This is a genomic window from Massilia putida, from assembly GCF_001941825.1.
GTDB classification, from domain to species: Bacteria; Pseudomonadota; Gammaproteobacteria; order Burkholderiales; family Burkholderiaceae_D; genus Telluria; species Telluria putida.
This window is the reverse complement of sequence record NZ_CP019038.1, coordinates 3,203,171-3,228,104: the sequence shown is the minus strand read 5'-3', so window position 1 is coordinate 3,228,104 and position 24,934 is coordinate 3,203,171. Positions and strand designations below refer to the sequence as shown.

Below are 24,934 nucleotides of genomic sequence, written 5' to 3'. Positions count from 1 at the left end.
TGTGATCAGGATGCGGCAGGACGCTGCGCCGATTTCGGGCGCCAGGTCTTGCAGATCTCCGGGGCGGTGTCGGCGTAGGGGCCGCCAATCAGGTCGATGCAATACGGGACGGCCGCGAAGATGCCGCCCACGACGGTCTTGCCGTCCGCATCCTTGAGGCCTTCCAGCGTTTCCTTGATCGATTTCGGCTGGCCCGGCAGGTTCATGATCAGCGCGGCGTGGTCGGCGGTCTCGCGGATCACGGCCGTCTGGCGCGACAGGATCGCGGTCGGCACGAAGTGCAGGCTGATCTGGCGCATCTGCTCGCCGAAGCCCGGCATCTCCTTCGTGCCCACGGCGAGGGTCGCTTCCGGCGTGACGTCGCGCCGCGCGGGACCGGTGCCGCCCGTCGTCAGCACGAGGTGGCAGCGGGCCGTGTCGACCAAGTCGATGAGCGTCTGCTCGATGCTGGCGCGGTCGTCCGGGATCAGGCGCGTCTCGACGCGGAAGGGCGTCACCAGGGCGGATTCCAGCCAGTCGCGCAGCGCGGGAATGCCCTTGTCTTCGTAGACGCCGCCGCTGGCGCGGTCCGAGACCGACACCAGGCCGACGACGAGCTCCTCGACCTTATTGTCCAGGCTCATCGTCTTCGTCCTCGTCCTCGGCGGCTTCATCGTCCGCCGCGGCTTTCGGCGCCTTGGCCAGGTCCTTCAGGATCTGGAAGATTTCGCGGTAGGCCTTCGGCGGCTTGTTCTCGGCCTGCTCCTTGCGCGCATTGCGGATCAGGGTGCGCAGGTGCTGTACGTCGAGGTGCGGGTGCTCTTCCAGCAACTGGGTGAGGGCCTTGTCGTCGGCCAGCAGCTTGTCGCGGCGGCGTTCCAGCGCGTGCAGGGCGGCCGCCTCGGCCTTCGAGGTGCCCTTCCAGCTTTCGATGGTGCGCTGGATGACGGCGACCTCTTCCTCGTCGAGGGAGCGCATCAACTTGCCGACGAACTGCAGCTGGCGGCGCCGGCCTTCGTGGTTGGTGATGGTCTGGCACATGAGGATGGCGTCGCGGACTTCGTCCGGCATCGGGACGCGCTTGACGCGGTCGCGCGGCGCCTCGATGAGCTGTTCGCCGAGCTTCTGCAACTCGTTACTCTGGCGCTTGAGTTCGGACTTGGATGGGCGCTCGTATTCCTGGTCGAACTCGTCGGAGCGGAAGCCGACGGAGCCGCGGTTGGCATTTGGCATGATGATCTAGATTCGACAGGGCGCACGCCCGGCCGGTAAAAACAGTAAACGGCTGCTATGATAACTGTTTTAGGGCTCGCTACGAAAAACGCACATGACCGACACCGTCTTCACCCATACCCAGGATCAGCTCAAGCAGCTTGCACAGGACGTGCTTGCCATTGCAAAAGAAACGGGCGCCAGCGATGCGTCGGTCGAGATCAGCGAGGGTAGCGGGCTGGCGGTGACGGTCCGCAAGGGCCAGGTCGAAACCATCGAGCAGAACAAGGACAAGGGCATCGGCGTGACCGTCTACTGCGGTAAGCGCCGCGGCCATGCCAACACGTCCGATTTTTCGCGCGACTCGCTGCGCGCCACCGTCGAGGCGGCGTACAACATCGCCCGCTTCACCGCCGAGGACCCGGCCGCCGGCCTGCCCGACGCCGATCTGCTGGAAACGAATCCGCGCGACCTGCGCCTGTGCTACCCGTGGGACATCAGCGCCGAGGACGCCGTGGCCATCGCCCAGCGCTGCGAGGCCGCCGCGTTCGCCGTCGACAAGCGCGTCACGAACAGCGAGGGCGCCAGCGTCTATGTGCAACAGTCGCACTTCGTGGCGGCCAACTCGCTCGGCTTCTGCGCCGGCTACCCGTTCTCGCGCCACACGCTGTCGGTCGCCCCGATCGCCGGCAAGGGCGCCAATATGCAGCGCGACGACTGGTATTCGTCGGCGCGCGATCCCAAGAAACTGGGCGATCCGGAAAAGATCGGCCGCTACGCCGCCGAGCGCGCCCTCGCGCGCCTGAACGCGCGCAAGCTCGACACGCGCACCTGCCCCGTGCTGTTCGAGGCGCCGCTGGCCGCCGGCCTGCTGGGTGCTTTCGTCCAGGCAACCTCGGGCGGCGCCCTGTATCGTAAATCAAGCTTCCTGCTCGATTCGCTCGGCCAGAGCATCTTCCCGTCCCACATCCAGATCGTCGAAGACCCGCACCTGATCGGCGGCGTCGGCTCGGCCCCGTTCGACGAAGAGGGCGTGCGCACCCAGCGCCGCAAGGTCGTCAGCGACGGCGTGCTGCAGGGATACTTCCTGTCGTCTTATTCGGCCCGCAAGCTGGGCATGCAGACGACGGGCAACGCGGGCGGCTCGCACAACCTGGAAATCGTCTCCAAGGACACGAAGATCGCCGACGACTTCGAAGGCATGCTGCGCAAGATGGGCACCGGCCTGCTCGTCACGGAACTGATGGGGCAGGGCACGAACTACGTCACGGGCGATTACTCGCGCGGCGCGTCCGGCTACTGGGTCGAGAACGGCGTCATCCAGTACCCGGTGGAAGAAATCACCATCGCGGGCAACATGAAGGACATGTTCCAGGCCATCGTCGGCGTCGGCAACGACGTGCTGACGCGCGGGAACAAGTCGACCGGCTCCATCCTCATCGAGAAGATGGTCGTCGCCGGCAGCTGACCCGTGGTTTCCGGTCGCGCACGCGAAATCCGGGTTCCTGCAATAATGTGCAGATACGCATTTTTGAAAGGAACCCGATGGACATTCTCGCCGCCGCCAAGCAACGCTACACCACCAAGGCCTACGACCCGACGCGTCGCGTCCCCGAAGAGACGATGCAGCAGATCTATGAAGTGCTGCGCAACAGCCCGTCGTCGGTGAACTCGCAACCCTGGCACTTCATCGTCGCCAGCACGCCGGAAGCCAAGGCGCGCCTGGCCAAGGGCGTGCAGGGGCCGTACAGCTACAACGAGGCGAAGATCCTCAACGCGTCGCACGTGATCCTGTTCTGCACGCGCGTCGACGTCGAAGGCGGCCACCTGGAGCGCCTGCTCGAGCAGGAGCAGCGCGACGGCCGCTTCAAGGACGATGCCGCCAAGGCCGGCCAGGCCAAGGGCCGCCTGGGCTACGTCAACCTGCACCGCTACACACTGAAGGACTTGCCGCAGTGGTTCGAGAAGCAGGCCTATATCGCCCTCGGCAACGCCATGCTGGCCGCCAGCGTGCTGGGCGTGGACACGACGCCGATGGAAGGCCTCGACCCGGCCGCGCTGGACGCGGAACTGGGCCTGCACGAACAGGGCTTGTCCAGCCTCGTCCTGCTGGCCTTCGGCTACCACGCCGACAGCGATTTCAATGCCGCGCTGCCGAAATCGCGCCTGACGCAGGAACAGGTGTTCACCTTCCTGTAAGCGCTGAAACGGGGCCTGCGCCCCGTTTTTTATTTCTGCAGCCGGCGGATCGCCTGCAGCACCGGCTGCAGCACGGCGGCGCCCAGGCGCGCGCTGCGGGCGCCGTCCCAGCCGACCTGCGGATCCGGATCGTTGGCATTGTCCTTGAACGGCAATTCCAGGGTCAGCGACAGGCAGCCGAATGCGTGCGTGACGTAGGGCGAACCCATCGTCAGCACCTCGTCCGTGTAGGGCTCCTTCGGATAGCCGTGGACGTCCTGGAAGTCGGGGCTGGCGATCATGAAGGCGTCCGAGAACGCTTTCTGTGCCGCGGCCTGCTCGGCGGTAAAGGTCGGCAGGGCGTCGCTGCCGGCGATGAAGACGTAGGGCAGGCCCTCGTCGCCATGCACGTCGAGGCACAGGTCGACGCCGGTCTCTTCCATCTTCTTGCGGACCAGGAAGACTTCCGGGCTGCGTTCCATCGACGGGTTCAGCCACTCGCGGTTCAGGTTGGCGCCGGCCGCGTTCGTGCGCAGGTTGCCACGGACGGAACCGTCCGGGTTCATGTTCGGCACGACGTAGAACACGGTCTCCTTGAGCAGCTGGCGGCCGAACGGGTGGGCCGGGTCGAGCAGGGCGTCGAGCATGCCTTCGACGAACCACTCGGCCATCGTCTCGCCCGGGTGCTGGCGCGCGATGACCCACACCTTCTTCTTGCCCGCGCCTTCCTCGCCGATGACGAGCAGGTTCAGGTCGCGGCCCTCGACCGTCGAGCCGAGGTCCAGTATGCGCACGTGTTCGGACATCTGGGCGCGGTCGAGCAACTCCAGGTGGCGTTCCCACGAATAGGGTTCGAAATAGGCGTAGTAGACGCTGTCCATGGCCGGCGTGTGCTCGATCGTGAGCACCTGGCCGTCGAAGCGGGACGGTACGCGGAACCAGTTGACGCGGTCGTAGCTGGCCATCGCGTTGTAGTCTTCCCAGCCTTTCGGATACGCGGACCGGCCCGCGTTGAGCAGGCGGATCGTGCACGGCTGCGCCTGCGCGCCCTGCAGGCGGAAATAAAACCACTGGGTGATGTCGGCGTGCGAATCCTTGCGGATGTTCAGGTCGATGGCGTTCGCGCTCGTGGCGTTCACGACCTCGATGGCGCCAGCGTCGAACTGGCTGCTGATCTTGATAGACATGGATGTGTCCTGTTGTTGTTGGGTGTGAGGCGAGCATGATACCGCTTTGTCGGGCGGAACCGGATGCTCTGCTTACGCGCAAAAGAGGGTGCCGGTGCTTTTGCTACTGTTCTTGCTTGGCCTCATCGAGGAGCAGAGCATGATGGACATCCGTGTCGCGCGGCCGGAAATCACGAGCATCGACCGGCGCGGCTTCTGGCTGCGCTGGCGCGACGAAGAACTGTATGTGCCGTTCGCACTGTTCCCCTGGTTCGAGCACGCCACCGTGGCGCAGCTGTGCCGCATCGAACACCCGGGTGGCGAATGCCTGTACTGGCCGGGACTCGACCTGGAACTGGCGCTGGACCGGATCCGCCATCCGATGGCGGCGGCGCAGTTTGCGTTGGATTGTTGAGTTGCCGTCGTTCCCGCGCAGGCGCGAACAGCCCTCCGGGCTCTTCCCGCCCATGCTGAGCCACGGTTCACGCGACGTATGGATTCCCGCCTGCGCGGAAATGACGTTGTCTTGCGTTGCGGTCAGCGTAGCCCACCGAACCGCTCATAGAGTCCGGTATCCGCCTCCGGCGCATCCGCATCTTCGCGCCGCAACACGTCCATCAGGTGACGTTCGGCCGGTTCCCACACGAGGCGGTAGATCGCTTGCGCCAGCGCATACGCTTCCGACCCGGGCCACGGCTGCGGCAGCAAGGCCAGCGGCAGCATCGGATCGTGCAGCTGGACGCGGCGGTAGGCGTGGATCAGCAAGGTGCGCACGATGAACGCTTGCCGCGGCTCCGGTGCCGGCTCCGCGCGCAGCAGGTCGAGCAGCGGCGTGAACGCGTCGATGAAGCGGCGGTAGCCCGCCACGACGCCCGACAAATCCCAGCCTTCGCGCACCAGTTCCGCCAGCGGCCGCGCTTCGACGCCCGGCAGTTCCGTCGCGGCGCACACGAAGACTTTGCCGGCGCCGTCCACGCGGTGCAGCACCTCGGCCACGCCGTCCGGATCGGCCGCGGGATGCGCCAGCAGGCCGGACGCGAGCATCGCAAAACCTTCCCATTCGAGTTCCTTGCGCACGGCCGCGCGGAGCGAGCTGTCGATGCTGCCGTTGGGCGCCAGCACCAGGGTCCAGCGGCCATTCCAGTCGACGCCCGGCGGCGCGTAGATGCGGCGGTTGGCGCGCGCGAAGCGGGGCTCGGCGTCGGGCTGCAGGGCATAGCTGCTGCGCCGGCCCTCGCGGTTCGCGACCAGCCAGCCTTCCTGGACGAGGCGGAACACGCTCGTGCGCACGAGCCGGTCCGTCGCGCCGAGCGGCGCCACCAGCTCGATCAGGCTGCCCAGCCACAGGCGGCCGCCGTGCGGGGCGATGGCGTCGCCGAAGATCGTCATCACGAGCGATTTGGAACGCGGCGGATCGGTGTCGAGGAAGTGGGCGATCCACTGATGGCTGCTGGGTTCGGTCATGACGGCGATTTTACCCGGTCTCGATATGATTCAAAATTTCGCTATACATCGCGATTCTTGTATCGTATTATGGATCGAAGCAGATAACAAACGGAGACTGACCATGTATGCCCAGATGGTGGAAACCGGCCTGAAACAGGTCCAGACCCGCGCCGACATGAGCGAGGAAGAGCAGGCGTTCCAGGCCCGCATCGACGCCGGCGTCAAGATCGAAGCGAAGGACTGGATGCCCGAGGCGTATCGCAAGACGCTGATCCGCCAGATTTCCCAACACGCCCATTCCGAGATCGTCGGCCAGCTGCCGGAAGGTAACTGGGTGACGCGCGCGCCGACGTTGAAGCGCAAATCCATCCTGCTGGCCAAGATCCAGGACGAGGCCGGCCACGGCCTGTACCTGTACAGCGCCGCGGAGACGCTGGGCGTGTCGCGCGACGAATTGCTGGCCGCCCTGCACTCGGGCAAGGCCAAGTACTCGAGCATCTTCAACTACCCGACCTTGACCTGGGCCGACATCGGCGCCATCGGCTGGCTGGTGGACGGCTCGGCCATCATCAACCAGATCCCGCTGTGCCGCTGCTCGTACGGCCCGTATGCCCGCGCGATGATCCGCGTGTGCAAGGAAGAGTCGTTCCACGCACGCCAGGGCTACGACATCATGATGAAGCTGGCCCAGGGTTCGCCCGAGCAAAAGGCGATGGCGCAGGATGCCCTCAACCGCTGGTGGTGGCCTTCCTTGATGATGTTCGGCCCGTCCGACGCGGAATCCGTCAACAGCGCGCAATCGACGCAGTGGCGCATCAAGCTGTTCTCGAACGACGAACTGCGCCAGCGCATGGTCGACCAGACCGTGCCCCAGGCCGAATTCCTCGGCCTGACCATTCCCGATCCCGACCTCAAATGGAACGAGGAACGCGGGCATTACGACTTCGGCGAGATCGACTGGGAGGAGTTTTATAACGTCCTCAAAGGCAACGGGCCGTGTAACAAGGACCGCCTGCGTACGCGCGTGAAGGCGTACGACGACGGGGCGTGGTTCCGCGAGGCGTTGGTGGCGCATGCCGACAAGCAGGCCGCCAAAAAGGCAGCAGCATAAGAATTGACGACGTCATTCCCGCGCACGCGGGAATCCATACCGGGCGTCTGGAATCGCCTCGGCATGGGTTCCCGCTTCCACGGGAAGTCGTTTCCGGCAGTGCCGGGAACGACGGCGTTCTACTGGAGACAACAATGAGCAAAGAATGGCCCCTGTGGGAAGTCTTCATCCGCAGCCAGCACGGCCTGGCCCATAAGCACGTGGGCAGCCTGCACGCGCCGGATGCGGAGATGGCGATCAACAACGCGCGCGACGTCTACACGCGCCGCAACGAAGGCGTGTCGATCTGGGTCGTGAAAGCCGCCGACATCGTCGCGTCCAGCCCGGCCGACAAGGACGCGCTGTTCGAACCGTCGAACAGCAAGGTCTACCGCCACCCGACCTTCTTCCCGATGCCGGAAGAAGTCAAGAATCTGTGAGCCTGCCGTGGATGCCAACAAGTTCGCTCAGTTCAAGTTCGAGTATCTCCTGCGCCAGGGCGACAACGCGCTGATCCTGTCGCAGCAACTGTCGCAGCTGTGCGGCAAGGGCCCGGCGCTGGAAGAGGACATGGCGCTGACCAACGTCGCCCTCGACCTGCTGGGCCAGACGCGCCTGTGGCTGACGTATGCCGGCGAAATCGAAGGCCACGGCCGCGACGAGGACCGCCTCGCCTACCTGCGCGATGCCCGCGATTTCCGCAACTGCCTGCTCGTCGAGCAGCCGAACGGCGACTATGCGCAGACATTGACGCGCCAGTTCCTGTTCGATACGTGGCACTACTTCCTGATGCGCGGCCTGCTGGCCTCCAGCGACCGCCGCATCGCCGAGATCGCGGAAAAATCGGTCAAGGAAGTGACGTACCACCTGCGCCGCAGCGGCGACCTCGTCGTGCGCCTGGGCGACGGCACGGACGTCAGCCACCGCAAGATGCAGGACGCGCTCGACGAGTTGTGGACGTATGCCGGCGAGATGTTCATCTACGACGACGTCGACCTGGCGATGGTCGAGCAGGGCGTCGCACCGGCCGCCGAGCCGCTGCGCGCCGCCTTCCTGGGCCACGTCGCCGAGGTGCTCGAAGAAGCGACGTTGGCGATGCCGCCGCTTGAGGCCTACGTCCAGCGCGGCGGCAAGCAGGGCCGCCACACGGAACGCCTCGGCTACATCCTGGCCGAGATGCAGTTCCTGCAGCGCGCCTATCCGGGCGTGACGTGGTGATGACCGCGTCGCCCGTCACGGCCGACCAGGTGCGGGCCTGGCTGGGCGAGGTCCCGGACCCGGAGATCCCCGTGATCTCCGTCGTCGACCTGGGCATCGTGCGCGCCGTGGACGTGAGGGACGACGGCGAGTGCGTCGTCACGATCACGCCGACGTATTCCGGCTGCCCGGCCATGGAAGTCATCGCGGAAGACATCGAAAAAGCCCTGCGCGCGCGCGGCGTGGACAAGCTGCGCATCGTCACCCGTCTGTCGCCGGCATGGACGACGGACTGGATGAGCGACGCCGGCAAGGCGGCGTTGAAGGGCTACGGCATCGCGCCGCCGGTGCAGCAGGTGATCGACATCAGCGGGCTGGCGCACGGCGTGAAGCGCCACGCGATCCTGCAGCCCATTGTGGCCTGTCCGCACTGCGGCTCGACGCACACGCGCCTGACCAGCCAGTTCGGCTCGACCCCGTGCAAGGCGCTGTACCAGTGCCTCGATTGCCGCGAGCCGTTCGACTACTTTAAATGCCATTGAGGCCCACATGAGCAAGTTCTACCCATTGACCGTGGCGAACGTGAAGCACGAGACGCGCGACGCCATCGCCGTCACCTTCGACGTGCCGCCCGAGATGCGCGAGGCCTTCCAGTACCGCCAGGGCCAGCACCTGACCTTGCGCGCGATGATCGACGGCGAGGACGTGCGCCGCTCCTACTCCATCTGCTCGGCCGTGCAGGACGATCGCCTGCGCGTGGCCATCAAGCGCGTGCAGGGCGGCCTGTTCTCGACCTGGGCCAACGAATGTATTCGCCCTGGTGTCACGCTCGACGTGATGCCGCCGGAAGGCCGCTTCAACCTGCCGCTCGAACCCGACAGCCGGCGCCACTACCTGGCGTTCGCCGCCGGCAGCGGCATCACGCCGATCCTCTCGATCGTCAAGACGACCCTGATCGCCGAGCCGCACAGCCGCTTCACCGTGTTGTGCGGGAACCGCGCATCGTCGTCCGTGATCTTCCGCGACGAGCTGGCCGAGCTGAAGGACCAGTACCTGGAGCGCCTGAACCTCGTCTACGTGATGAGCCGCGAGCAGCAGGACATCGAGCTGTTCAACGGCCGCATCACGCAGGACAAATGCCGCCAGCTGTTCCGGCACTGGTTGCGCGTGGAAGACGTCGACTACGCGTTCATCTGCGGCCCGGAAGACATGATGCACGGCGTGTCCGCCGCGTTGCAGGAAGCGGGTATGCCGAAAGAGCGCATCCGCATCGAGCTGTTCGCCGCCGGCGCCGCGCAGGCACCGCGCAAGCCGCGCCGCCAGACCGCGGACGAAGCGCATCACTTGACCGAAGTCACCGTGGTCATGGACGGCAACCACGCCAGCTTCACGATGGACCGCGACAAGGAATCGATCCTCGACGCCGGCCTGCGCGCGGGCCTCGACATGCGTTACTCCTGCAAGGGTGGCGTGTGCTCGACGTGCCGCTGCAAGGTGCGCGAGGGGCAGGTGGACATGGACGTCAACTATGCGCTGGAAGACTACGAAGTCGCGCGCGGCTTCGTGCTGAGCTGCCAGAGTTTTCCGGTGACGGACAAGGTCGTCGTCGATTTCGACGTGATTGAGTAAACGCCGACAAAACAGAAACCGTCATTCCCGCGCAGGCGGGAGTCCATGCTGAACATGAACGCGGACGTCGTATGGAGTCCCGCTTCCGCGGGAATGACGAGGTTAAAGGAGACACCCATGACCTACGAGACCATCCAATTCACCATCGACTCGGGCATCGCCACGCTGACGTTGAACCGCCCCGAGCGCCTGAACAGCTTCACGCAGGCGATGCACCTCGAAGTGCGCGATGCGCTCAAGCGCGTGGAAGACGACAAGAGCGTGCGCGTGCTGCTGCTGACGGGCGCCGGCCGCGGTTTCTGCGCCGGCCAGGACTTGAACGACCGCGCCGTCGAGCCGGGCGCGCCGGGCGTCGACCTGGGCGAATCCGTCGAAAAACTCTATGCACCGCTCGTGCTGACCTTGCGCAGTCTGCCGCTGCCCGTGATCTGCGCCGTCAACGGCGTGGCCGCGGGCGCTGGCGCCAACCTGGCGCTCGCGTGCGACATCGTGCTGGCCGCGAAGTCGGCCAGCTTCATCGAAGCGTTCTGCAAGCTGGGCCTGATCCCGGACACGGGCGGCACGTGGGTACTGCCGCGCCTGATCGGTCCGGCCCGCGCGATGGGCCTCGCGCTGCTGGGCGACAAGCTGCCGGCCGAAAAGGCCGAGGAATGGGGCCTGATCTGGCGCTGCGTGCCCGATGAGTCGCTGATGGACGAGGCGCTGGCCATGGCCCGCCGCTTCGCCGCCGCGCCGACGAAAGGCCTGGCGTTCACGAAGCGCGCCATGCTGGAAAGCTGGACGAATACGCTGGAACAGCAGCTGCACCTGGAAGCGGGCATGATGCGCGAACTGGGCTACAGCCACGATTACCGCGAAGGCGTCGCCGCATTCGTCGCCAAGCGCCAGCCCGAGTTCAAGGGAGAATAAGATGGCCCAGGCATTGGACAAGAACAGCGTCGTCGCCGTCATCGGCAGCGGCGCGATGGGCTCCGGCATCGCCCAGGTGGCGGCCGTGGCCGGGCACACCGTGCGCCTGTACGACACCCGTCCGGACGCCGTCGCACAGGCCATCGCCGGCATCGGCAAGGCCCTCGCCCGTCTCGTCGAAAAAGGCCGCATGGGCGCGGCGGAAGCGGATCTCGCCCGCGAGCGCGTGCACCCCATGCGCGCGCTGGAAGAAGCGAAGGATGCCGCGCTGGTGGTCGAGGCGGTGGTCGAAGATCTCGACGTCAAGCGAGACCTGTTCGCGGAACTGGAAGACGTCGTCGGCCCGGATTGCATCCTCACGACGAACACGTCGTCGATCTCCGTGACGGCGATCGGCGCGACATTGAAACGCCCGGAACGCCTCGCCGGCATGCATTTCTTCAATCCGGTGCCGCTGATGGCGTTGGTGGAAGTGATTTCCGGCGTCGCCACCGACAAGGCCGTCGCCGACACGGTCCATGCGACGGCCGCCGCCTGGGGCAAGAGCCCTGTTCACGCGAAGTCCACGCCGGGCTTCATCGTCAACCGCGTGGCGCGGCCCTACTATGCGGAGGCGCTGCGCCTGCTGCTGGAACGCGCCGCCGACCCGGCCACGATCGACGCCGTGCTGCGCGACTGCGGCGGTTTCCGCATGGGTCCCTTCGAACTGATGGACCTGATCGGCCACGACGTCAATTACGCCGTCACGCAATCCGTCTTCCATGCCTATTACGGCGATCCGCGCTTCGCACCGTCCGTCGTACAGCAGGAACTGGTGAATGCCGGCTTCCTGGGCCGCAAGACGGGGCGCGGCTTTTACCGTTATGGCGAGGGCGTGCCGATGCCGCAGGCGCAGGCCGAAAGGGCGCAGCCGTGTCCAGCGCAGGTGGCGCTGGGTGGCGCCGATCCGCTGACCGCTGCCCTCGAGGCGCGCTTGCGCGAAGCCGGCATCGCGGTCGATTCGAAGGGCGCCGCCGCCATCTTCCTGACGGACGGCCGCAGCGCCACGCAGCGCGCATGCGATGACGGCCGCCCGGACACGATCCTGTTCGACCTGCTGCTCGACCCGGCCAACGCCACGCGCATCGCGTTGGCGCGCGCGGACCAGTGCAGCGACGCCGCATGGAACGCGGCCGTCGGCGTGTTCCAGAAAGCCGGCTTCACGGTGTCGCGCCTGGACGACGTGCCCGGCATGGCCGTGATGCGCACCGTCGCCATGCTGGCCAACGAGGCGCTCGACGCCGTCAACCAGGGCGTGTGCTCCGCGGCGGCCGTCGACATCGCGATGCAGAAGGGCGTGAACTATCCGCGTGGACCGCTGGCGTGGGCCGATGCCGTCGGCTTGCGTCATGTGTTCACCGTGCTGTCCAACCTCGGCGCGACGTATGGCGAGGACCGCTACCGCGTATCGCCGCTGCTGCGCCGCAAGCTGGCCGCGAACCCTGATGGAGCGCGCATCCATGCACAGTGATCAAATCATGGAGCAAAAGCAGGCGTTGGCCGAGCTGGCCGGCAAAACGATGTACGAACGCGATCCGGCCAGCCAGGCATTGGGCATGACGCTCGATGAAATCCGTCCCGGCTACGCCCGCATGCGCATGCGGGTGCGCGAGGACATGCTGAACGGCCACGGCACCTGCCACGGCGGCTACATCTTCATGCTGGCCGACAGCGCCTTCGCGTTCGCTTGCAATTCGCACAATTTCAATACCGTGGGCGCCGGCTGCACGATCGACTATCTCGCGCCGGGTCGCGCGGGCGACGTGCTCGTGGCCGAAGCGGTCGAGCAGGCTCTGTCCGGCAAGACGGGCGTCTACGACGTGGTCGTGACGGACGCGGACGGGCGCAAGGTCGCCCTGTTCCGAGGGAAGTCGCATCGCGTCGCCGGCCACGTCGCACCGGTGGACATGTAAACGGAGGAGACAACGATGGTGCAACGCATTCCGCAACCCGGCGAGCTGGATCCGATCGAGCGCGCCAGCCGCGACGAACTGCAGGCCCTGCAACTGGAGCGGCTCAAGTGGAGCCTGACTCACGCCTATGAAAACGTGGCGCACTACCGCCGCGCGTTCGATGAAGCGGGCGTGCATCCGGACGACCTGAAAACGCTGGCCGACCTGGCGAAATTCCCGTTCACGGAAAAGAAGACGCTGCGCGACAATTATCCGTTCGGCCTGTTCGCCGTGCCGCGCGAGCAGGTCGTGCGCGTGCACGCATCGTCCGGCACGACGGGCAAGCCGACCGTCGTCGGCTACACCCGGCGCGACATCGACACGTGGGCGGGCGTCGTCGCCCGTTCGATCCGCGCGGCCGGCGGCCGTCCCGGCGACATGGTCCACATCGCCTACGGCTACGGCCTGTTCACGGGCGGCCTCGGTGCCCACTACGGCGCCGAACGCCTCGGCTGCACGGTCGTGCCGATGTCGGGCGGGCAGACGGAAAAACAGGTCCAGCTGATCCAGGATTTCAAGCCTTCGATCATCATGGTGACGCCGTCGTACATGCTCAACATCGTCGAGGAATTCAAGCGCCAAGGGCTCGATCCGGCCGCGTCGTCGCTCAAGGTGGGCATCTTCGGCGCCGAGCCGTGGACGGACGCCATGCGCCGCGAAATCGAGGAACGCGCGGGTATCGATGCCGTCGACATCTACGGTCTCTCGGAAGTGATGGGCCCCGGCGTGGCCAGCGAATGCATCGAAGCGAAGGACGGCCCCGTGATCTGGGAAGATCATTTCTACCCCGAGATCATCGACCCGGACACGGGCGAGGTGCTGCCGGACGGGGAAGAGGGCGAGCTCGTATTCACGTCGCTCACGAAAGAAGCGCTGCCGATCATCCGCTACCGCACGCGCGACCTGACCAGTTTGCTGGCGCCGACGGCGCGTTCGATGCGCCGCATGGGCCGCATCAGCGGACGTTCGGACGACATGCTGATCATCCGCGGCGTGAACGTCTTCCCCAGCCAGGTCGAGGAACTCATCCTGCAGATGCCGGCGCTGGCGCCGCACTACCAGCTCGTCGTCACGCGCGACGGGCACCTCGACGCGCTGGCCGTGCATTGCGAACTGCGCGAAGGCGTGACGGACAGCGTGGATGCGCTGGCCCGCGACCTGCAGCACCGCATCAAGACGTATATCGGCGTGACGACGGCCGTGCAGCTGTTGCCCGCGCAAGGCATCGAACGCTCGCTGACGGGCAAGGCGCGCCGCGTGGTCGACAAGCGGCCCAAACACCAATAAGGAGATTCCAGCATGACTGACGCATTCATCGTCGACGCCATCCGCACCCCGTTCGGCCGCTTCGGAGGCGCCTTGTCCGGCGTGCGCGCGGACGACCTGGCCGCGCTGCCGATCGCCGCGCTCATCGAACGCAATCCCGGCATCGACTGGTCGCAGGTCGACGACGTGCTGTACGGCTGCGCCAACGGGGCCGGCGAGGACAACCGCAACGTCGCGCGCATGGCCGCGCTGCTGGCCGGCCTGCCGCCCGGCGTTCCCGGCTCCACGATCAACCGCCTGTGCGGTTCCAGCCTGGACGCCGTCGGCAGCGCCGCGCGCGCCATCCGCGCGGGCGAAGCGAACCTGATCATCGCCGGTGGCGTCGAGAGCATGACGCGCGCGCCGTTCGTGATGGCGAAGGCCGACAGCGCGTTCTCGCGCACGGCGAAGATCGAAGACACGACCATCGGCTGGCGCTTCGTGAATCCGAAGATGAAGGCGCAGTACGGCATCGACTCGATGCCGGAGACGGCGGAAAACGTGGCGCGCGACTTCGGCATCGCACGCGGCGACCAGGACGCGTTCGCGCTGCGCAGCCAGCAGCGCTGGGCGGCGGCGCATGCGGCCGGCGTGTTCAAGGACGAAATCGTGCCCGTCACGCTGCACGACAAAAAAGGTGGGTCGCGCGTGTTCGACACGGACGAGCACCCGCGCCCGGAGACGACCCTGGAATCGCTGGCCCGCTTGAAAGGCGTCGTGACGCCGGACGGCACGGTCACGGCGGGCAACGCGTCCGGCGTCAACGACGGCGCCTGCGCCGTGCTGGTCGCATCCGGCACGGCCGTCGACCAATTCGGCCTGACACCGCGCGCCCGCGTCGTCGGCATGACGACGGTGGGCCTGGAGCCGCGCATCATGGGCTTCGGCCCCGCGCCCGCGACCAAGAAACTGCTGGCGATGACCGGTTTGACCATCGGCCAGATGGACGTCATCGAATTGAACGAAGCGTTCGCATCGCAAGGCCTGGCCGTGCTGCGCGACCTGGGCCTGCCGATCGACGCCGCGCATGTGAACCCGAACGGCGGCGCCATCGCCATCGGCCACCCGCTGGGCGCATCGGGCGCGAGGCTCGTCACGACGGCCGTCAACCAATTGCACCGCAAGGGTGGCCGCTATGCGCTGTGCACGATGTGCATTGGCGTGGGTCAAGGCATCGCCCTCATCGTGGAACGGGTGTGAGATGGCCAAAGTCTATGAAATCGACGGCCTGCGTCCCGTCGTGCACCCGACCGCATACGTGCACCCGACCGCGGTGCTGATCGGCGACGTGATCGTCGGTCCGCGCTGCTATGTCGGCCCGCTCGCGTCGCTGCGCGGCGACTTCGGCCGGCTGATCCTGGAAGAGGGCGCCAACGTGCAGGACACGTGCGTGATGCACGGCTTTCCGGAAGACGACACGGTCGTGGAGGTGGATGGCCACATCGGCCACGGGGCCGTGCTGCATGGCTGCCGCGTGGGGCGCAACGCGATGGTCGGGATGAATGCCGTCGTGATGGACAAGGCGGTCGTCGGCGCGGAATCCATCGTGGGTGCGGCCGCCTTCGTGAAAGCCGGCATGGCAATCCCGCCGCGCAGCCTGGTGCTGGGCGCACCGGCGAAGATCGTGCGGACGGTATCGGACGAGGAGATCGCGTGGAAGAGCTATGGCACGCGGCAGTACCACGACCTGAACGTCAGGTCGATGCGCACGATGCGCGAGGTCGAGGCGCTGACGGAAGTGGAGCCGGACCGGCGGCGCATCGTGTTCGATGAGCCGCACAAGCCAAAAAAATAGCCGCGTCTGTGCGAAGTGAGCATGGGTTCGCGCCTTCGCGGGGACCCAATCGATGCACCGAAGCCGCACAAACAAATGATGTGATCCACCCGACCGGAGGAGACGAGAAATGACCCCCACCCTGCAAAGCCTGATCGCCGGCCGCTGGCTCGGCACCGAAGCCCACCAGCCGCTGCACAGCGCCCTGGACAACCAGCTGATCTACCACACGCACGCCGACAAGATCGACTTCGGCGAAGCCGTCACGTATGCCCGCAAGACGGGCGTGCAGGCACTGATGCGGATGGACTTCCAGAAGCGTGCCCAGCGCCTCAAGGCCCTGGCCGCGTACCTGATGGAGCGGAAGGAAGAACTGTACGAGATCTCGCACCTGACGGGCGCCACGCGGCCGGACAGCTGGGTCGACGTCGAGGGCGGCATCGGCACCCTGTTCGCCTACGCCAGCATCGGCGGGCGCGAGCTGCCGTCGTCGAACGTGCTGCACGAAGGCCCGGCCATGGCGCTCGGCAAGCGGGGCGGCTTCGCGGGCACGCACATCCTCGTGCCGCGCGGCGGCGTGGCGGTGCACATCAACGCCTTCAATTTCCCGATCTGGGGCCTGCTGGAAAAATTCGCGCCGAGCTTCCTCGCCGCCATGCCTTGCATCGCCAAGCCGGCCACCGCCACCAGCTATCTCACGCATGCGGTGGTAAAGATGATGATGGAGTCGGAACTGCTGCCGGAAGGCTGCCTGCAACTCGTCATTGGTTCGACCGGCGACCTGCTGGACCGCCTGAACGGCTTCGACGCGGTGACGTTCACCGGGTCGGCCGACACGGCGGCGAAGCTGCGCGGCAATGCGAACCTGATCCGCGAATCCGTGCCGTTCACGGCGGAGGCGGACTCGCTGAACGCCGCGATCCTCGCACCCGATGTGTCGCCGGACGACGAGGAGCTCGACCTGTTCGTCAAGGAAGTGGCACGCGAGATGACGGGCAAGGCGGGCCAGAAATGCACGGCGATCCGCCGCGTGATCGTGCCGGAACACCTCGTCGACGTCGTCGGCGAGCGCCTGCGCGCGCGGCTCGCGAAGATCGTCGTGGGCAACCCTAAGGTCGAGGGCGTGCGCATGGGCGCGCTCGCGTCGCTGGACCAGCACCGCGACGTCAGCGAGCGGGTCGAGATGCTTGCGCGCGGCAACGAGGTGCTGTTCAGCGCCCGCGACGGTTTTCAGCCGGTCGGCGAGGGTGTGGCCGCCGGTGCGTTCTTCGCGCCGACCCTGCTGCTGTGCCGCAACGGGATGGATAACGATGCCGTGCACGACGTCGAGGCGTTCGGCCCCGTCAGCACGATGATGACTTACCGCGACATCGACGAGGCGCTGGCGCTCGCGGCGCGCGGCAAGGGCAGCCTCGTGACGACCCTGGTGACGAAGGACCCGGCCATCGCGGCGCACGCCGTGCCCGTGGCGGCCGCGTCGCATGGCCGCGTGCACATCCTCGACCGCGTCGCGGCCGTCGATTCGACCGGCCACGGCTCGCCGCTGCCGATGCTCAAGCACGGCGGTCCGGGCCGCGCCGGCGGCGGCGAGGAACTCGGCGGTATCCGCGCGGTCAAACATTTCCTGCAGCGCGCGGCGGTGCAAGGTTCGCCGACGATGCTGGCGGCCGTCACGGGCGAGTATGTGCGCGGCGCGGCCGTCAAGGAATCGGAGGTGCACCCGTTCCGCCGTTATTTCGAAGACCTGGAGATCGGCCACTCGCTGCTGACGCACCGCCGCACCGTCAGCGAGGCGGACATCGTCAACTTCGGCGGCGTCTCGGGCGATTATTTCTACATGCACTTCGACGAGATCGCGGCGCGGGACACGCAGTTCGGCAAGCGCATCGCGCACGGCTATTTCGTGCTGTCGGCGGCGGCGGGCCTGTTCGTGTCGCCGGCACCGGGGCCCGTGCTGGCGAACTACGGCCTCGACAACCTGCGCTTCGTGGCGCCGGTGGCGATCGGCGACACCATCCGCGCGCGCCTCACGTGCAAGCGCAAGGTCGACCGCAACCGCACGGACGACCAGGGGCGCGGGCAGGGCGTGGTCGCGTGGGACGTGCAGGTGACGAATCAGAACGACGAACTCGTCGCAAGTTACGATATCCTGACGCTGGTGCAAAAACGCGGCTGAGGAAGGGCCAAAGCCGCGCGCGAACCTGATAAGGAGTGATCCATGTCGCGGCTAGACCTGAGCAGTATTCCCGTGCTGACCGGTACCGGGTATCCCGACCCCTTTGCCGAAGCCGTCAACGGCCGCAGCAAGCAGGCGCTGGGCGATGCCGGCGGACTGACCCAGTTCGGCGTCAACCTCGTCGAATTGCAACCCGGCGCGGCATCGTCGCAACGTCACTGGCACAGCCATGAGGACGAATTCGTGATGGTCGTGTCCGGCGAACTGACGCTCGTGACGGACGAAGGCGAAACGCTGATGCGCGCGGGCGATTGCGCGGCCTTTCCCGCCGGGCGGCCGAATGGCCACCAGCTCATCAACCGGGGCTGGGGCAATGCGCTGTTCCTGTGCGTCGGCTCCCGGATCCCCGAGGACACGGCGCACTATCCGGACATCGACCTCGTCTACGACGGCAAGACCGGCAGCTATTCGCACCGCGACGGTACGCCGTATCCCAAGCGCGACACGCGCACCTCGGCCATGCCGGCCGCGGACAAGGACGCGGCCATCGAAACGGACGAGAAGAGCTTGGCGCCGCGCGTGTTCCGGGCGGATCACGGGGAACAGGCCGGCATCAGTCCGGACGAACCTCGATAGCGAATAACTCTTCCACTGTCACGCCCAGCACCCTGGCCAACTTCAGCGCCAGGATGGTGGAGGGGACCATGTTGCCGGTTTCGATCGCATTGATCGACTTGCGCGTGACACCGGCCTGCTCGGCCAACTCGGCCTGCGTGAGGTCGAGGCGGGCGCGCTGCAGTTTCATCGTCGTCGTCAGTTGATCGGCCATCGGATTCAACGGTCGTACCAGAGCAGGCTGGCCAGGAATACGACGGCGCCCAGCCAAGCGCCGCTGGCGACGACGGCCGGCAGCGGGTCGGCCACGGCCCAGCCGGTCAGTGCGATCGCGCAGAGCGGCGGGTAGGCCAACAGGATGAAAAAGCCGTTGCGAAAGGCCTTGGCAAGCGCGAACTGACGCAACTCGTCGTTCTGCAAGGCCTTCATGGCAGGACTCGTGCTCGCAAAACCGATGCCGTTCGTTTTGGGTGACGGCATCGCAAAAAACACCGCGAGAAAGATCGGTAGGCTGACCAGCGCGGCGCTCTTCCCTGGTACGAATAAATTGACCAGGTGGCCGGCGCCCAGGACCAGCAGGAAAATCAACACGCACCAGAGCTGGCGGCGGGAAAACTGGACGAGGCGTTCGGTCTGGTCGGCAGGCATCGGGGACATGTGTACCTCCATCAAAGTGATGGGTGGTAATGTAACCTTGACGACTCAAAAAGTCACCTATCGGTGACATTATTTTTTCTGCACGCGCAGTAAGCCATCGGCTGTCGTCACGGCGCGCAGGTCCGCATAGTCGAGCACGGCAGCGACGTCCGTCTCGAGCGGATGCGCGTGCGTGACCGTCACGACGATGCTCGCCATGCCGGCGGCAGCGGCCGAGCGCAGGCCGGCCAGCGTGTCCTCGAACACGAGGCAGTCCTTCGGTTCGACGCCGAGCTTGCGTGCGCCCAGCAGGAAGGGATCGGGTGCCGGTTTGCCGCGCTCGACGTCCTCGGCGGCCACCAGCACGGCCGGCAGCGGCAGGCCGGCCGCGGCGATGCGCGCTTCGGCCAGTGCCCGCGGCGCGGAGGTGACGATGGCCCAGCGCTGCGCGGGCAGGCTGGCGATGAAGCCGGCGGCGCCTTCGATGGCCTCGATCCCGGCCACGTCCTCGATCTCGGCCAGCGTGATGCGCGCCGCTTCCGCCACCGGGTCGACGCCCGGCAGCTCGAGGGCGCGGATGGTTTCCTCGGTGCGCTTGCCGTGGATGGTGGGCAGGAAGGCGGCCACGTCGAGCCCGTGGCTGGCGGCCCAATCGCCCCAGACCCGCTCGGCGGCCTTGATGGAAGTGAGGATGGTGCCGTCCATGTCGAACAGGAAGGCGGCAAAGTCGCGCTGGGGCAGGTCGGGCGTTGCGGTCATGGATCTTTCTGTGTGGTTAAAGTCGGCGCGAGTTGATCTTGCGGGCGTAGCGGTCGTGGACGTGCTGGCTGATGAAGCTCGACAGCCCGCGTCCGGCCCGGGCCAATTCCTGCATTTTCGCGATATTGGCCGCGCCGGCGCTGTCTTCCGTGTAGAGATAGCGCTCGCCGTTCCTGAACTGGACGACGATCCGGCCGGCGTCGATGTCGTAGGCGACGACGCCGGATTCACGACTCTGGTTGCCGTAGCGTTGCATGGCGTTCTCCGATCGAACTGGTGTCCAATCGGATTGTACGTAGGGTGGGCACCATGTGCCCACGCGACCGCCGGCGAGCCGCAAACGTCCGCGTGGGCGGAGGGCCGCCCACCCTACTCCGCCAATTGTGCCCGCACGCGCGCGACGGCCGCGCGCACCTGGTTCGGCGCCGTGCCGCCCACGTGGTCGCGGGCCGCCACGGAGCCTTCCAGCGTCAGCACGGCGAACACGTCCTGTTCGATCAGCGGCGAGAATTCGCGCAGGCGCTCCAGCGACATTTCCGACAGGTCGCACTTGGCGTCGTCGCACGCGCGCACGGCATGCGCCACGGCTTCGTGGGCGTCGCGGAACGGCAGGCCTTTCTTGACGAGGTAGTCGGCCAGGTCGGTCGCCGTCGCATAACCCTGCAGGGCGGCCGCGCGCATGTTCTCGGCCTTCACCGTGATGCCGGAAGCCATGTCGGTGAAGATGCGCAGCGTGTCCAGCACGGTGTCGACGGTGTCGAACAGCGGTTCCTTGTCTTCCTGGTTGTCCTTGTTGTAGGCCAGCGGCTGGCCCTTCATCAGGGTCAGCAGGCCCATCAGGTGGCCGTACACGCGGCCCGTCTTGCCGCGCGCCAGTTCCGGCACGTCCGGGTTCTTTTTCTGCGGCATGATCGACGAGCCGGTGCAGAAGCGGTCGGCGATGTCGATGAAGCCCACGCGCGGGCTCATCCACGTCACCAGCTCTTCCGACATGCGCGAGATGTGCATCATCAAGACCGATGCGGCGGCCGTGAACTCGATCGCGAAATCGCGATCAGATACGGCGTCGAGCGAGTTGTGGCAAACGTCCTCGAAGCCGAGGGTCTTGGCCACGCGCAGGCGGTCGGTGGGGAAGGTGGTGCCCGCCAGGGCGGCGGCACCCAGCGGCAGACGGTTCACGCGGCGGCGCGTGTCCGCCATGCGCTCGGCGTCACGGCCGAACATTTCCACATAAGCCAGCAGGTGGTGGCCGAAGGTCACCGGCTGCGCCACCTGCAGGTGCGTAAAGCCCGGCATGATGGTGTCCGCGTTGCGTTCCGCCAGATCGGTCAGGGCGCCGCGCAGGCCTTTCAGCAGGGCGAGGATATCGTCGATGGCGGCGCGCAGGTACAGGCGGATGTCGGTCGCCACCTGGTCGTTGCGGGAACGGCCCGTGTGCAGGCGCTTGCCGGCGTCGCCGACCAGTTCCGTCAGGCGTTTTTCGATGTTCAGGTGCACGTCTTCCAGGTCGAGCAGCCACTCGAACTGGCCGGCTTCGATTTCGCCGCGGATCTGGGCCATGCCGCGTTCGATGTCGGCCTTGTCCTGGGCGCTGATGATGCCTTGGGCGGCGAGCATGTCGGCGTGGGCGAGCGAACCCTGGATGTCGAACAGGGCCAGGCGCTTGTCGAAGAAGACGGAGGCGGTGTAGCGCTTGACGAGGTCGGAGACGGGTTCGGAGAAGCGGGCCGACCAGGCTTCCGCTTTTTTGGCAAATTGTTCAGTCATGATGGAGGCGGGTGACGGGATTTTCTTGGATTCCTGATTATAAACTGTGCAGACGCGCCCCCGGCGAATCGGCCCTGCCGGCTTTCCCTACACTGTCTCGCGCAATGTCCGATCATGCCTCTGTTTTTCGCGGCATGCGCGCGGGGAGGCCGAACCGTTCCAGCGCGGCACCAACAGCATCCAGCTATATAACGACGTAACGACGGCAAGCGTTGGTGGATCGTGAACGTCCTTGGCGCGCGGAGGATGCCTCGTTGCGCTTGCCGGACCGCTATCTGCCGCGGGGCTGAACGGTCATGCACGCACGATTGGCATAATTGTCCGTGCGAGCCGGAACGGGGCTAGAATTGGTTTTTTTACCAGATTGACGGTTTGGCGTGTCCATGATTCCAACCACCAACGATTCCAGTTTCCAGGTCAGCACGGACCGGACGACGCTCGATGTGCCGATGATCTACCGCTTCCTCAGCGAGCAGTCGACCTGGGCCGTAGGCATCTCGCGTACCGTCGTCGAGCGCTCGATCGAGAACTCGCTGTGCTTCGGCGGCTATCTCGACGGCCGTCAGGTCGCATTCGCCCGGGTCATCACCGACTATGCCACCGAGGCCCAGCTGGTCGATGTCTTCGTCGTACCGGAGTACCGCGGACGCGGCTATGCCAAGCAGCTGATCCGCATCGTCCTGGAGCATCCGAGCCTGCAGCGGTTGCGGCGCTTCACCCTCAACACGAGCGACGCACACAGCCTGTTTGCGCGGTTCGGCTTCGCGCCGCCGCAGCGTCCGGATTCCGTGATGGAGCGCTTCTCCCCGAACATATATCTTTCCTGAGCGGACTCAACACGGCGACAGTCCTCTAGAATCAGTCTTACGATCTGTCTGTCGGTTAAATGTTGCTGGGAAGGATTTTATGGTTCGCTCTGCGCTGCGTCTTCTGCTGGCCGTGCTGCTGCTGGCCGGCACGCCCTGGTGCGCCGCCCTTGACGCGCCTCCGCCCAAGGGGTCGCTGGTCATCATCGGCGGGAATCTCCGCCCCGGGAATGGCCCCGTGTGGGAACGCATCATCCAGCTGGCGGGCGGCAAGGGTGCGCGCATCGCCGTGTTCGCGTCGGCGTCGGGCACGCCGGAACGGTCCGGCAAGAGCCTCGTCGAGCGCCTCAACAGTTATGGCGCCAAGGCGTTTTTCGTGCCCGTCGCGGTCAAGCTGTCCGGCAGCGATTACCAGGCCGCGGCCGACGACCCCGGCCTCGCCGAAGCCGTGCGCGGCGCGAACGGCGCGTTCTTCGCGGGCGGCGATCAGAGCCGTATCACCCGCGCCCTGCGCCACGAAGACGGCAGCAATACCCGCGTGCTCGACGCGTTGTGGGACATGTACCGGGGCGGCGGCGTGATCGCCGGCTCCAGCGCCGGCGCCGCCATCATGAGCAGCACGATGTTCGGCCGGCCCAAGGCCGTGCTGGCCACGCTCAAGCTCGGTGTGGAAGAAGGGCAGGAAATCACGGACGGGCTCGGCTTTGTCGGCGACGACGTGTTCATCGACCAGCACCTGCTCGTGCGCGGCCGCTTCGCGCGCATGCTGCCGGCCATGCTCAAGAAGGGCTACAAGCTCGGACTGGGCATCGACGAGGACACGGCCATGGTCGTGCTGCCCAACCGCGACGTCGAAGTGATCGGCTATAAAGGCGCGCTGGTGCTCGACCTGTCTGGCGCGACCGTGCACGAAGGGGCGTTCAACGTGACCAATGTGCGCGTCAGCTATCTCGACAACGGCGACCGCTTCAACATCCTCACCCACGAATGCACGCCGTCCGACGACAAGGCCGACAACAAGCTCGACCCGTCGCGGCCGTATTACCGCGAGCCGCTGTTCACGGCCGACATTCTCGGCAACAGCTCGGTCGTCGACCTCATGAGCAAGCTGATCGACAGCGACCAGCCGGACGCCATCGGCATCACGCTCGGCAGCCCGAACGGCGTCCAGCCCGACCTCGGCTTCGAATTCCGTTTTACGCGCACGGACGACAGCGTCGGCTACCAGTCGTCGTCCATGGAGTCCTATTCGATCTACAACGTGCGGCTGGACATCCGGCCCATCCTCATCCGCCGTCCGCTGTACCAGTATAAATAGCCAGCTCAGGCAAGGGCGCAAGGGCCCGTTCGCCGCTGCGCTTGCGGTAGCGTCCGGGCGGCGCCAGGCCATGCGCGCGGAAATGGCGCCGCAGCGATTCGGCCGAGCCGAGCCCGGCCAGGTCGGCGACCGCATCGATAGCAAGCAGAGGCCGCGACTCCAGCAGCTGCGCGGCCAGCGCGACGCGTTCGCGCACGAGCCAGCCGAGCGGCGCCAGGCCCGTTCTCTCCTTGAACCTGCGTTGAAAGGTGCGCGTGCCGAGGCGTGCCTCCGCCGCCATCGAGGCGACCCTGTGATCGGCGCGGATGTTTTCGCGCACCCGGTCCATGAGGCGGGCGATGGTGTCGACACCGGCATCGGGGAGAGGACGTGCGACGCGCTGCGCCTGGTCGCCGTCGCGGTGCGCCGGGATCACGAGGCGTTGCGCGACCTTGTTGGCGACGTCCGCACCGAAGTCGGCACGCACGAGATGCAGCAGCATGTCGAGGCCGGCCGCTGAGCCGGCCGATGTGACGATGGTCCCGGCCTCGACGTACAGCGCGTCCGGATCGATCGCGATGCCGGGAAAGCGTGCTTGCAGGTCGTCCAGGTAGCGCCAGTGCGTGGTCGCCTGGCGGCCGTCGAGCAGGCCGGCGTGGGCGAGGACGAACGCGCCCGAGCAGATCGAGCAGATGCGCGCGCCCCGTGCGTGCGCGGCGCGCAGCGCGTCGACGAGGGCGCTTGGGGGCGCTTCGGCCGGATCGCGCCAGCCGGGGATGACGATCGTGTCGGCCCGCGCGAGCGCGTCGAGGCCGTGCGGCACGTGCACGGTCAGCCCGCCCATGGCACGCAGGGGACCGGGCTCGACGGCGCAGACGGCATGGGTGTACCAGCGCACGCCCAGCTCCGGACGCTCCAGGGCGAACAGCTCGACGGCGCAACCGAATTCGAAGGTGCACAGGCCGTCGTAGGCGACGATGGCGACATGATGGGACATGGCAC

Annotated in this window: 28 protein-coding genes; 18 read left to right on the top strand and 10 right to left on the bottom strand. The window is 66.5% G+C overall.

Going from position 1 to position 24,934, the window contains the following annotated elements:
* Positions 1 to 5: 5 nt before the first annotated feature.
* A complete protein-coding gene (mog, locus tag BVG12_RS16560; protein ID WP_075793366.1) occupies positions 6 to 623 on the bottom strand; it encodes a molybdopterin adenylyltransferase in 618 nt (205 codons plus the stop codon).
* Entirely contained in the window at positions 607 to 1,212 is a 606-nt protein-coding gene (gene yjgA, locus BVG12_RS16555) for a ribosome biogenesis factor YjgA (RefSeq protein ID WP_075793365.1), read from the bottom strand. Before yjgA ends, mog begins: the two co-directional genes overlap by 17 nt.
* A gap of 94 nt (positions 1,213 to 1,306) precedes the next feature.
* Between yjgA and pmbA the strand changes: the two genes are divergently transcribed.
* Together pmbA and nfsB are read left to right on the top strand one after the other, a co-directional pair.
* Positions 1,307 to 2,659, top strand: a complete 1,353-nt coding sequence (gene pmbA, locus BVG12_RS16550) for a metalloprotease PmbA (protein WP_075793364.1) — start codon at positions 1,307 to 1,309, stop codon at positions 2,657 to 2,659.
* 77 nt (positions 2,660 to 2,736) lie between these two features.
* Positions 2,737 to 3,390 carry an oxygen-insensitive NAD(P)H nitroreductase gene (gene nfsB / locus BVG12_RS16545; RefSeq protein WP_075793363.1) on the top strand — a complete coding sequence of 218 codons (654 nt, stop codon included), beginning with the start codon at positions 2,737 to 2,739 and terminating at the stop codon, positions 3,388 to 3,390.
* Between the two features lie 29 nt (positions 3,391 to 3,419).
* Here the strand turns inward: nfsB and BVG12_RS16540 are convergent, their stop codons facing one another.
* A complete protein-coding gene (locus BVG12_RS16540) occupies positions 3,420 to 4,556 on the bottom strand; it encodes a M14 family metallopeptidase (protein WP_075793362.1) in 1,137 nt (378 codons plus the stop codon).
* Between the two features lie 139 nt (positions 4,557 to 4,695).
* Here BVG12_RS16540 and BVG12_RS16535 point away from each other — a divergent pair, with 139 nt between their 5' ends.
* Positions 4,696 to 4,950, top strand: coding sequence for a DUF2442 domain-containing protein (locus tag BVG12_RS16535; protein WP_075793361.1), 255 nt, complete (start codon positions 4,696 to 4,698; stop codon positions 4,948 to 4,950).
* A gap of 122 nt (positions 4,951 to 5,072) precedes the next feature.
* On the opposite strand, the gene paaX is transcribed toward BVG12_RS16535, so the two are convergent.
* Positions 5,073 to 5,999 (bottom strand): phenylacetic acid degradation operon negative regulatory protein PaaX, encoded by a 927-nt coding sequence (gene paaX, locus BVG12_RS16530; RefSeq protein WP_075793360.1) that lies wholly within the window; start codon positions 5,997 to 5,999, stop codon positions 5,073 to 5,075.
* A gap of 103 nt (positions 6,000 to 6,102) precedes the next feature.
* Between paaX and paaA the strand changes: the two genes are divergently transcribed.
* The 13 genes from paaA to BVG12_RS16465 all read left to right on the top strand — a co-directional run bounded on the left by paaA (position 6,103) and on the right by BVG12_RS16465 (position 18,688).
* Positions 6,103 to 7,092, top strand: a complete 990-nt coding sequence (paaA, locus tag BVG12_RS16525; RefSeq protein ID WP_075793359.1) for a 1,2-phenylacetyl-CoA epoxidase subunit PaaA — start codon at positions 6,103 to 6,105, stop codon at positions 7,090 to 7,092.
* A 134-nt stretch (positions 7,093 to 7,226) separates the two neighbouring features.
* Positions 7,227 to 7,511 carry a 1,2-phenylacetyl-CoA epoxidase subunit PaaB gene (paaB, locus tag BVG12_RS16520; protein ID WP_036170214.1) on the top strand — a complete coding sequence of 95 codons (285 nt, stop codon included), beginning with the start codon at positions 7,227 to 7,229 and terminating at the stop codon, positions 7,509 to 7,511.
* 7 nt (positions 7,512 to 7,518) lie between these two features.
* The gene (gene paaC / locus BVG12_RS16515) at positions 7,519 to 8,289 is read left to right on the top strand and encodes a 1,2-phenylacetyl-CoA epoxidase subunit PaaC (RefSeq protein ID WP_075793358.1); all 771 of its coding nucleotides are present in this window, start codon (positions 7,519 to 7,521) and stop codon (positions 8,287 to 8,289) included.
* Positions 8,289 to 8,810 carry a 1,2-phenylacetyl-CoA epoxidase subunit PaaD gene (gene paaD, locus BVG12_RS16510; RefSeq protein WP_075793357.1) on the top strand — a complete coding sequence of 174 codons (522 nt, stop codon included), beginning with the start codon at positions 8,289 to 8,291 and terminating at the stop codon, positions 8,808 to 8,810. Before paaC ends, paaD begins: the two co-directional genes overlap by 1 nt.
* 7 nt (positions 8,811 to 8,817) lie before the next feature.
* Entirely contained in the window at positions 8,818 to 9,897 is a 1,080-nt protein-coding gene (gene paaE, locus BVG12_RS16505) for a 1,2-phenylacetyl-CoA epoxidase subunit PaaE (protein ID WP_075793356.1), read from the top strand.
* 117 nt (positions 9,898 to 10,014) lie between these two features.
* A complete protein-coding gene (gene paaG, locus BVG12_RS16500; protein WP_075793355.1) occupies positions 10,015 to 10,806 on the top strand; it encodes a 2-(1,2-epoxy-1,2-dihydrophenyl)acetyl-CoA isomerase PaaG in 792 nt (263 codons plus the stop codon).
* A 1-nt stretch (position 10,807) separates the two neighbouring features.
* Positions 10,808 to 12,316, top strand: a complete 1,509-nt coding sequence (gene paaH / locus BVG12_RS16495) for a 3-hydroxyacyl-CoA dehydrogenase PaaH (protein ID WP_075793354.1) — start codon at positions 10,808 to 10,810, stop codon at positions 12,314 to 12,316.
* Positions 12,306 to 12,758, top strand: a complete 453-nt coding sequence (paaI, locus tag BVG12_RS16490) for a hydroxyphenylacetyl-CoA thioesterase PaaI (protein WP_075793353.1) — start codon at positions 12,306 to 12,308, stop codon at positions 12,756 to 12,758. Before paaH ends, paaI begins: the two co-directional genes overlap by 11 nt.
* Before the next feature lie 15 nt (positions 12,759 to 12,773).
* Complete coding sequence (gene paaK / locus BVG12_RS16485) at positions 12,774 to 14,084, top strand: phenylacetate--CoA ligase PaaK (protein WP_075793352.1); 1,311 nt, start codon at positions 12,774 to 12,776, stop codon at positions 14,082 to 14,084.
* A 12-nt stretch (positions 14,085 to 14,096) separates the two neighbouring features.
* Positions 14,097 to 15,302, top strand: coding sequence for a 3-oxoadipyl-CoA thiolase (gene pcaF / locus BVG12_RS16480; RefSeq protein ID WP_075793351.1), 1,206 nt, complete (start codon positions 14,097 to 14,099; stop codon positions 15,300 to 15,302).
* Position 15,303: 1 nt separating this feature from the next.
* Positions 15,304 to 15,897 carry a phenylacetic acid degradation protein PaaY gene (gene paaY, locus BVG12_RS16475; protein ID WP_075793350.1) on the top strand — a complete coding sequence of 198 codons (594 nt, stop codon included), beginning with the start codon at positions 15,304 to 15,306 and terminating at the stop codon, positions 15,895 to 15,897.
* A 109-nt stretch (positions 15,898 to 16,006) separates the two neighbouring features.
* The gene (gene paaZ, locus BVG12_RS16470; RefSeq protein WP_075793349.1) at positions 16,007 to 18,052 is read left to right on the top strand and encodes a phenylacetic acid degradation bifunctional protein PaaZ; all 2,046 of its coding nucleotides are present in this window, start codon (positions 16,007 to 16,009) and stop codon (positions 18,050 to 18,052) included.
* 42 nt (positions 18,053 to 18,094) lie between these two features.
* Positions 18,095 to 18,688, top strand: a complete 594-nt coding sequence (locus tag BVG12_RS16465) for a cupin domain-containing protein (protein WP_083685114.1) — start codon at positions 18,095 to 18,097, stop codon at positions 18,686 to 18,688.
* Here BVG12_RS16465 and BVG12_RS16460 read toward each other — a convergent pair.
* From BVG12_RS16460 to argH, 5 genes are all read right to left on the bottom strand, one after another.
* On the bottom strand, positions 18,666 to 18,881 hold the full coding sequence (locus BVG12_RS16460; protein WP_075793348.1) for a helix-turn-helix transcriptional regulator: 216 nt from the start codon (positions 18,879 to 18,881) through the stop codon (positions 18,666 to 18,668). The two genes, BVG12_RS16465 and BVG12_RS16460, sit on opposite strands and share 23 nt — an antisense overlap.
* Before the next feature lie 5 nt (positions 18,882 to 18,886).
* On the bottom strand, positions 18,887 to 19,315 hold the full coding sequence (locus tag BVG12_RS16455) for a hypothetical protein (RefSeq protein ID WP_156895654.1): 429 nt from the start codon (positions 19,313 to 19,315) through the stop codon (positions 18,887 to 18,889).
* A 78-nt stretch (positions 19,316 to 19,393) separates the two neighbouring features.
* A complete protein-coding gene (locus tag BVG12_RS16450) occupies positions 19,394 to 20,062 on the bottom strand; it encodes an HAD-IA family hydrolase (protein ID WP_075793346.1) in 669 nt (222 codons plus the stop codon).
* Between the two features lie 16 nt (positions 20,063 to 20,078).
* On the bottom strand, positions 20,079 to 20,318 hold the full coding sequence (locus tag BVG12_RS16445) for a hypothetical protein (protein ID WP_075793345.1): 240 nt from the start codon (positions 20,316 to 20,318) through the stop codon (positions 20,079 to 20,081).
* Positions 20,319 to 20,431: 113 nt separating this feature from the next.
* A complete protein-coding gene (argH, locus tag BVG12_RS16440) occupies positions 20,432 to 21,829 on the bottom strand; it encodes an argininosuccinate lyase (protein ID WP_075793344.1) in 1,398 nt (465 codons plus the stop codon).
* A gap of 383 nt (positions 21,830 to 22,212) precedes the next feature.
* Between argH and BVG12_RS16435 the strand changes: the two genes are divergently transcribed.
* Together BVG12_RS16435 and BVG12_RS16430 are read left to right on the top strand one after the other, a co-directional pair.
* The gene (locus BVG12_RS16435; RefSeq protein WP_075793343.1) at positions 22,213 to 22,656 is read left to right on the top strand and encodes a GNAT family N-acetyltransferase; all 444 of its coding nucleotides are present in this window, start codon (positions 22,213 to 22,215) and stop codon (positions 22,654 to 22,656) included.
* A 79-nt stretch (positions 22,657 to 22,735) separates the two neighbouring features.
* The gene (locus BVG12_RS16430) at positions 22,736 to 23,953 is read left to right on the top strand and encodes a cyanophycinase (protein WP_075793342.1); all 1,218 of its coding nucleotides are present in this window, start codon (positions 22,736 to 22,738) and stop codon (positions 23,951 to 23,953) included.
* Here the strand turns inward: BVG12_RS16430 and ftrA are convergent.
* Complete coding sequence (gene ftrA / locus BVG12_RS16425) at positions 23,922 to 24,929, bottom strand: transcriptional regulator FtrA (protein WP_075793341.1); 1,008 nt, start codon at positions 24,927 to 24,929, stop codon at positions 23,922 to 23,924. The two genes, BVG12_RS16430 and ftrA, sit on opposite strands and share 32 nt — an antisense overlap.
* Positions 24,930 to 24,934: the final 5 nt, after the last annotated feature.

Excerpts from the sequence above, each read along its gene's own strand:
- BVG12_RS16430 (WP_075793342.1), top strand. The coding sequence starts at position 22,736 with ATGGTTCGCTCTGCGCTGCGTCTTCTGCTGGCCGTGCTGCTGCTGGCC.
- BVG12_RS16460 (WP_075793348.1), bottom strand. The coding sequence starts at position 18,881 with ATGGCCGATCAACTGACGACGACGATGAAACTGCAGCGCGCCCGCCTC.
- paaH (WP_075793354.1), top strand. The coding sequence starts at position 10,808 with ATGGCCCAGGCATTGGACAAGAACAGCGTCGTCGCCGTCATCGGCAGC.
- BVG12_RS16540 (WP_075793362.1), bottom strand. The coding sequence starts at position 4,556 with ATGTCTATCAAGATCAGCAGCCAGTTCGACGCTGGCGCCATCGAGGTC.
- BVG12_RS16435 (WP_075793343.1), top strand. The coding sequence starts at position 22,213 with ATGATTCCAACCACCAACGATTCCAGTTTCCAGGTCAGCACGGACCGG.
- mog (WP_075793366.1), bottom strand. The coding sequence starts at position 623 with ATGAGCCTGGACAATAAGGTCGAGGAGCTCGTCGTCGGCCTGGTGTCG.
- paaZ (WP_075793349.1), top strand. The coding sequence starts at position 16,007 with ATGACCCCCACCCTGCAAAGCCTGATCGCCGGCCGCTGGCTCGGCACC.
- BVG12_RS16455 (WP_156895654.1), bottom strand. The coding sequence starts at position 19,315 with ATGCCTGCCGACCAGACCGAACGCCTCGTCCAGTTTTCCCGCCGCCAG.
- BVG12_RS16465 (WP_083685114.1), top strand. The coding sequence starts at position 18,095 with ATGTCGCGGCTAGACCTGAGCAGTATTCCCGTGCTGACCGGTACCGGG.
- paaD (WP_075793357.1), top strand. The coding sequence starts at position 8,289 with ATGACCGCGTCGCCCGTCACGGCCGACCAGGTGCGGGCCTGGCTGGGC.
- BVG12_RS16535 (WP_075793361.1), top strand. The coding sequence starts at position 4,696 with ATGATGGACATCCGTGTCGCGCGGCCGGAAATCACGAGCATCGACCGG.
- paaG (WP_075793355.1), top strand. The coding sequence starts at position 10,015 with ATGACCTACGAGACCATCCAATTCACCATCGACTCGGGCATCGCCACG.
- paaI (WP_075793353.1), top strand. The coding sequence starts at position 12,306 with ATGCACAGTGATCAAATCATGGAGCAAAAGCAGGCGTTGGCCGAGCTG.
- paaY (WP_075793350.1), top strand. The coding sequence starts at position 15,304 with ATGGCCAAAGTCTATGAAATCGACGGCCTGCGTCCCGTCGTGCACCCG.
- BVG12_RS16445 (WP_075793345.1), bottom strand. The coding sequence starts at position 20,318 with ATGCAACGCTACGGCAACCAGAGTCGTGAATCCGGCGTCGTCGCCTAC.
- paaA (WP_075793359.1), top strand. The coding sequence starts at position 6,103 with ATGTATGCCCAGATGGTGGAAACCGGCCTGAAACAGGTCCAGACCCGC.
- yjgA (WP_075793365.1), bottom strand. The coding sequence starts at position 1,212 with ATGCCAAATGCCAACCGCGGCTCCGTCGGCTTCCGCTCCGACGAGTTC.
- nfsB (WP_075793363.1), top strand. The coding sequence starts at position 2,737 with ATGGACATTCTCGCCGCCGCCAAGCAACGCTACACCACCAAGGCCTAC.
- ftrA (WP_075793341.1), bottom strand. The coding sequence starts at position 24,929 with ATGTCCCATCATGTCGCCATCGTCGCCTACGACGGCCTGTGCACCTTC.
- paaX (WP_075793360.1), bottom strand. The coding sequence starts at position 5,999 with ATGACCGAACCCAGCAGCCATCAGTGGATCGCCCACTTCCTCGACACC.
- pcaF (WP_075793351.1), top strand. The coding sequence starts at position 14,097 with ATGACTGACGCATTCATCGTCGACGCCATCCGCACCCCGTTCGGCCGC.
- BVG12_RS16450 (WP_075793346.1), bottom strand. The coding sequence starts at position 20,062 with ATGACCGCAACGCCCGACCTGCCCCAGCGCGACTTTGCCGCCTTCCTG.
- paaK (WP_075793352.1), top strand. The coding sequence starts at position 12,774 with ATGGTGCAACGCATTCCGCAACCCGGCGAGCTGGATCCGATCGAGCGC.
- paaE (WP_075793356.1), top strand. The coding sequence starts at position 8,818 with ATGAGCAAGTTCTACCCATTGACCGTGGCGAACGTGAAGCACGAGACG.
- argH (WP_075793344.1), bottom strand. The coding sequence starts at position 21,829 with ATGACTGAACAATTTGCCAAAAAAGCGGAAGCCTGGTCGGCCCGCTTC.
- pmbA (WP_075793364.1), top strand. The coding sequence starts at position 1,307 with ATGACCGACACCGTCTTCACCCATACCCAGGATCAGCTCAAGCAGCTT.
- paaB (WP_036170214.1), top strand. The coding sequence starts at position 7,227 with ATGAGCAAAGAATGGCCCCTGTGGGAAGTCTTCATCCGCAGCCAGCAC.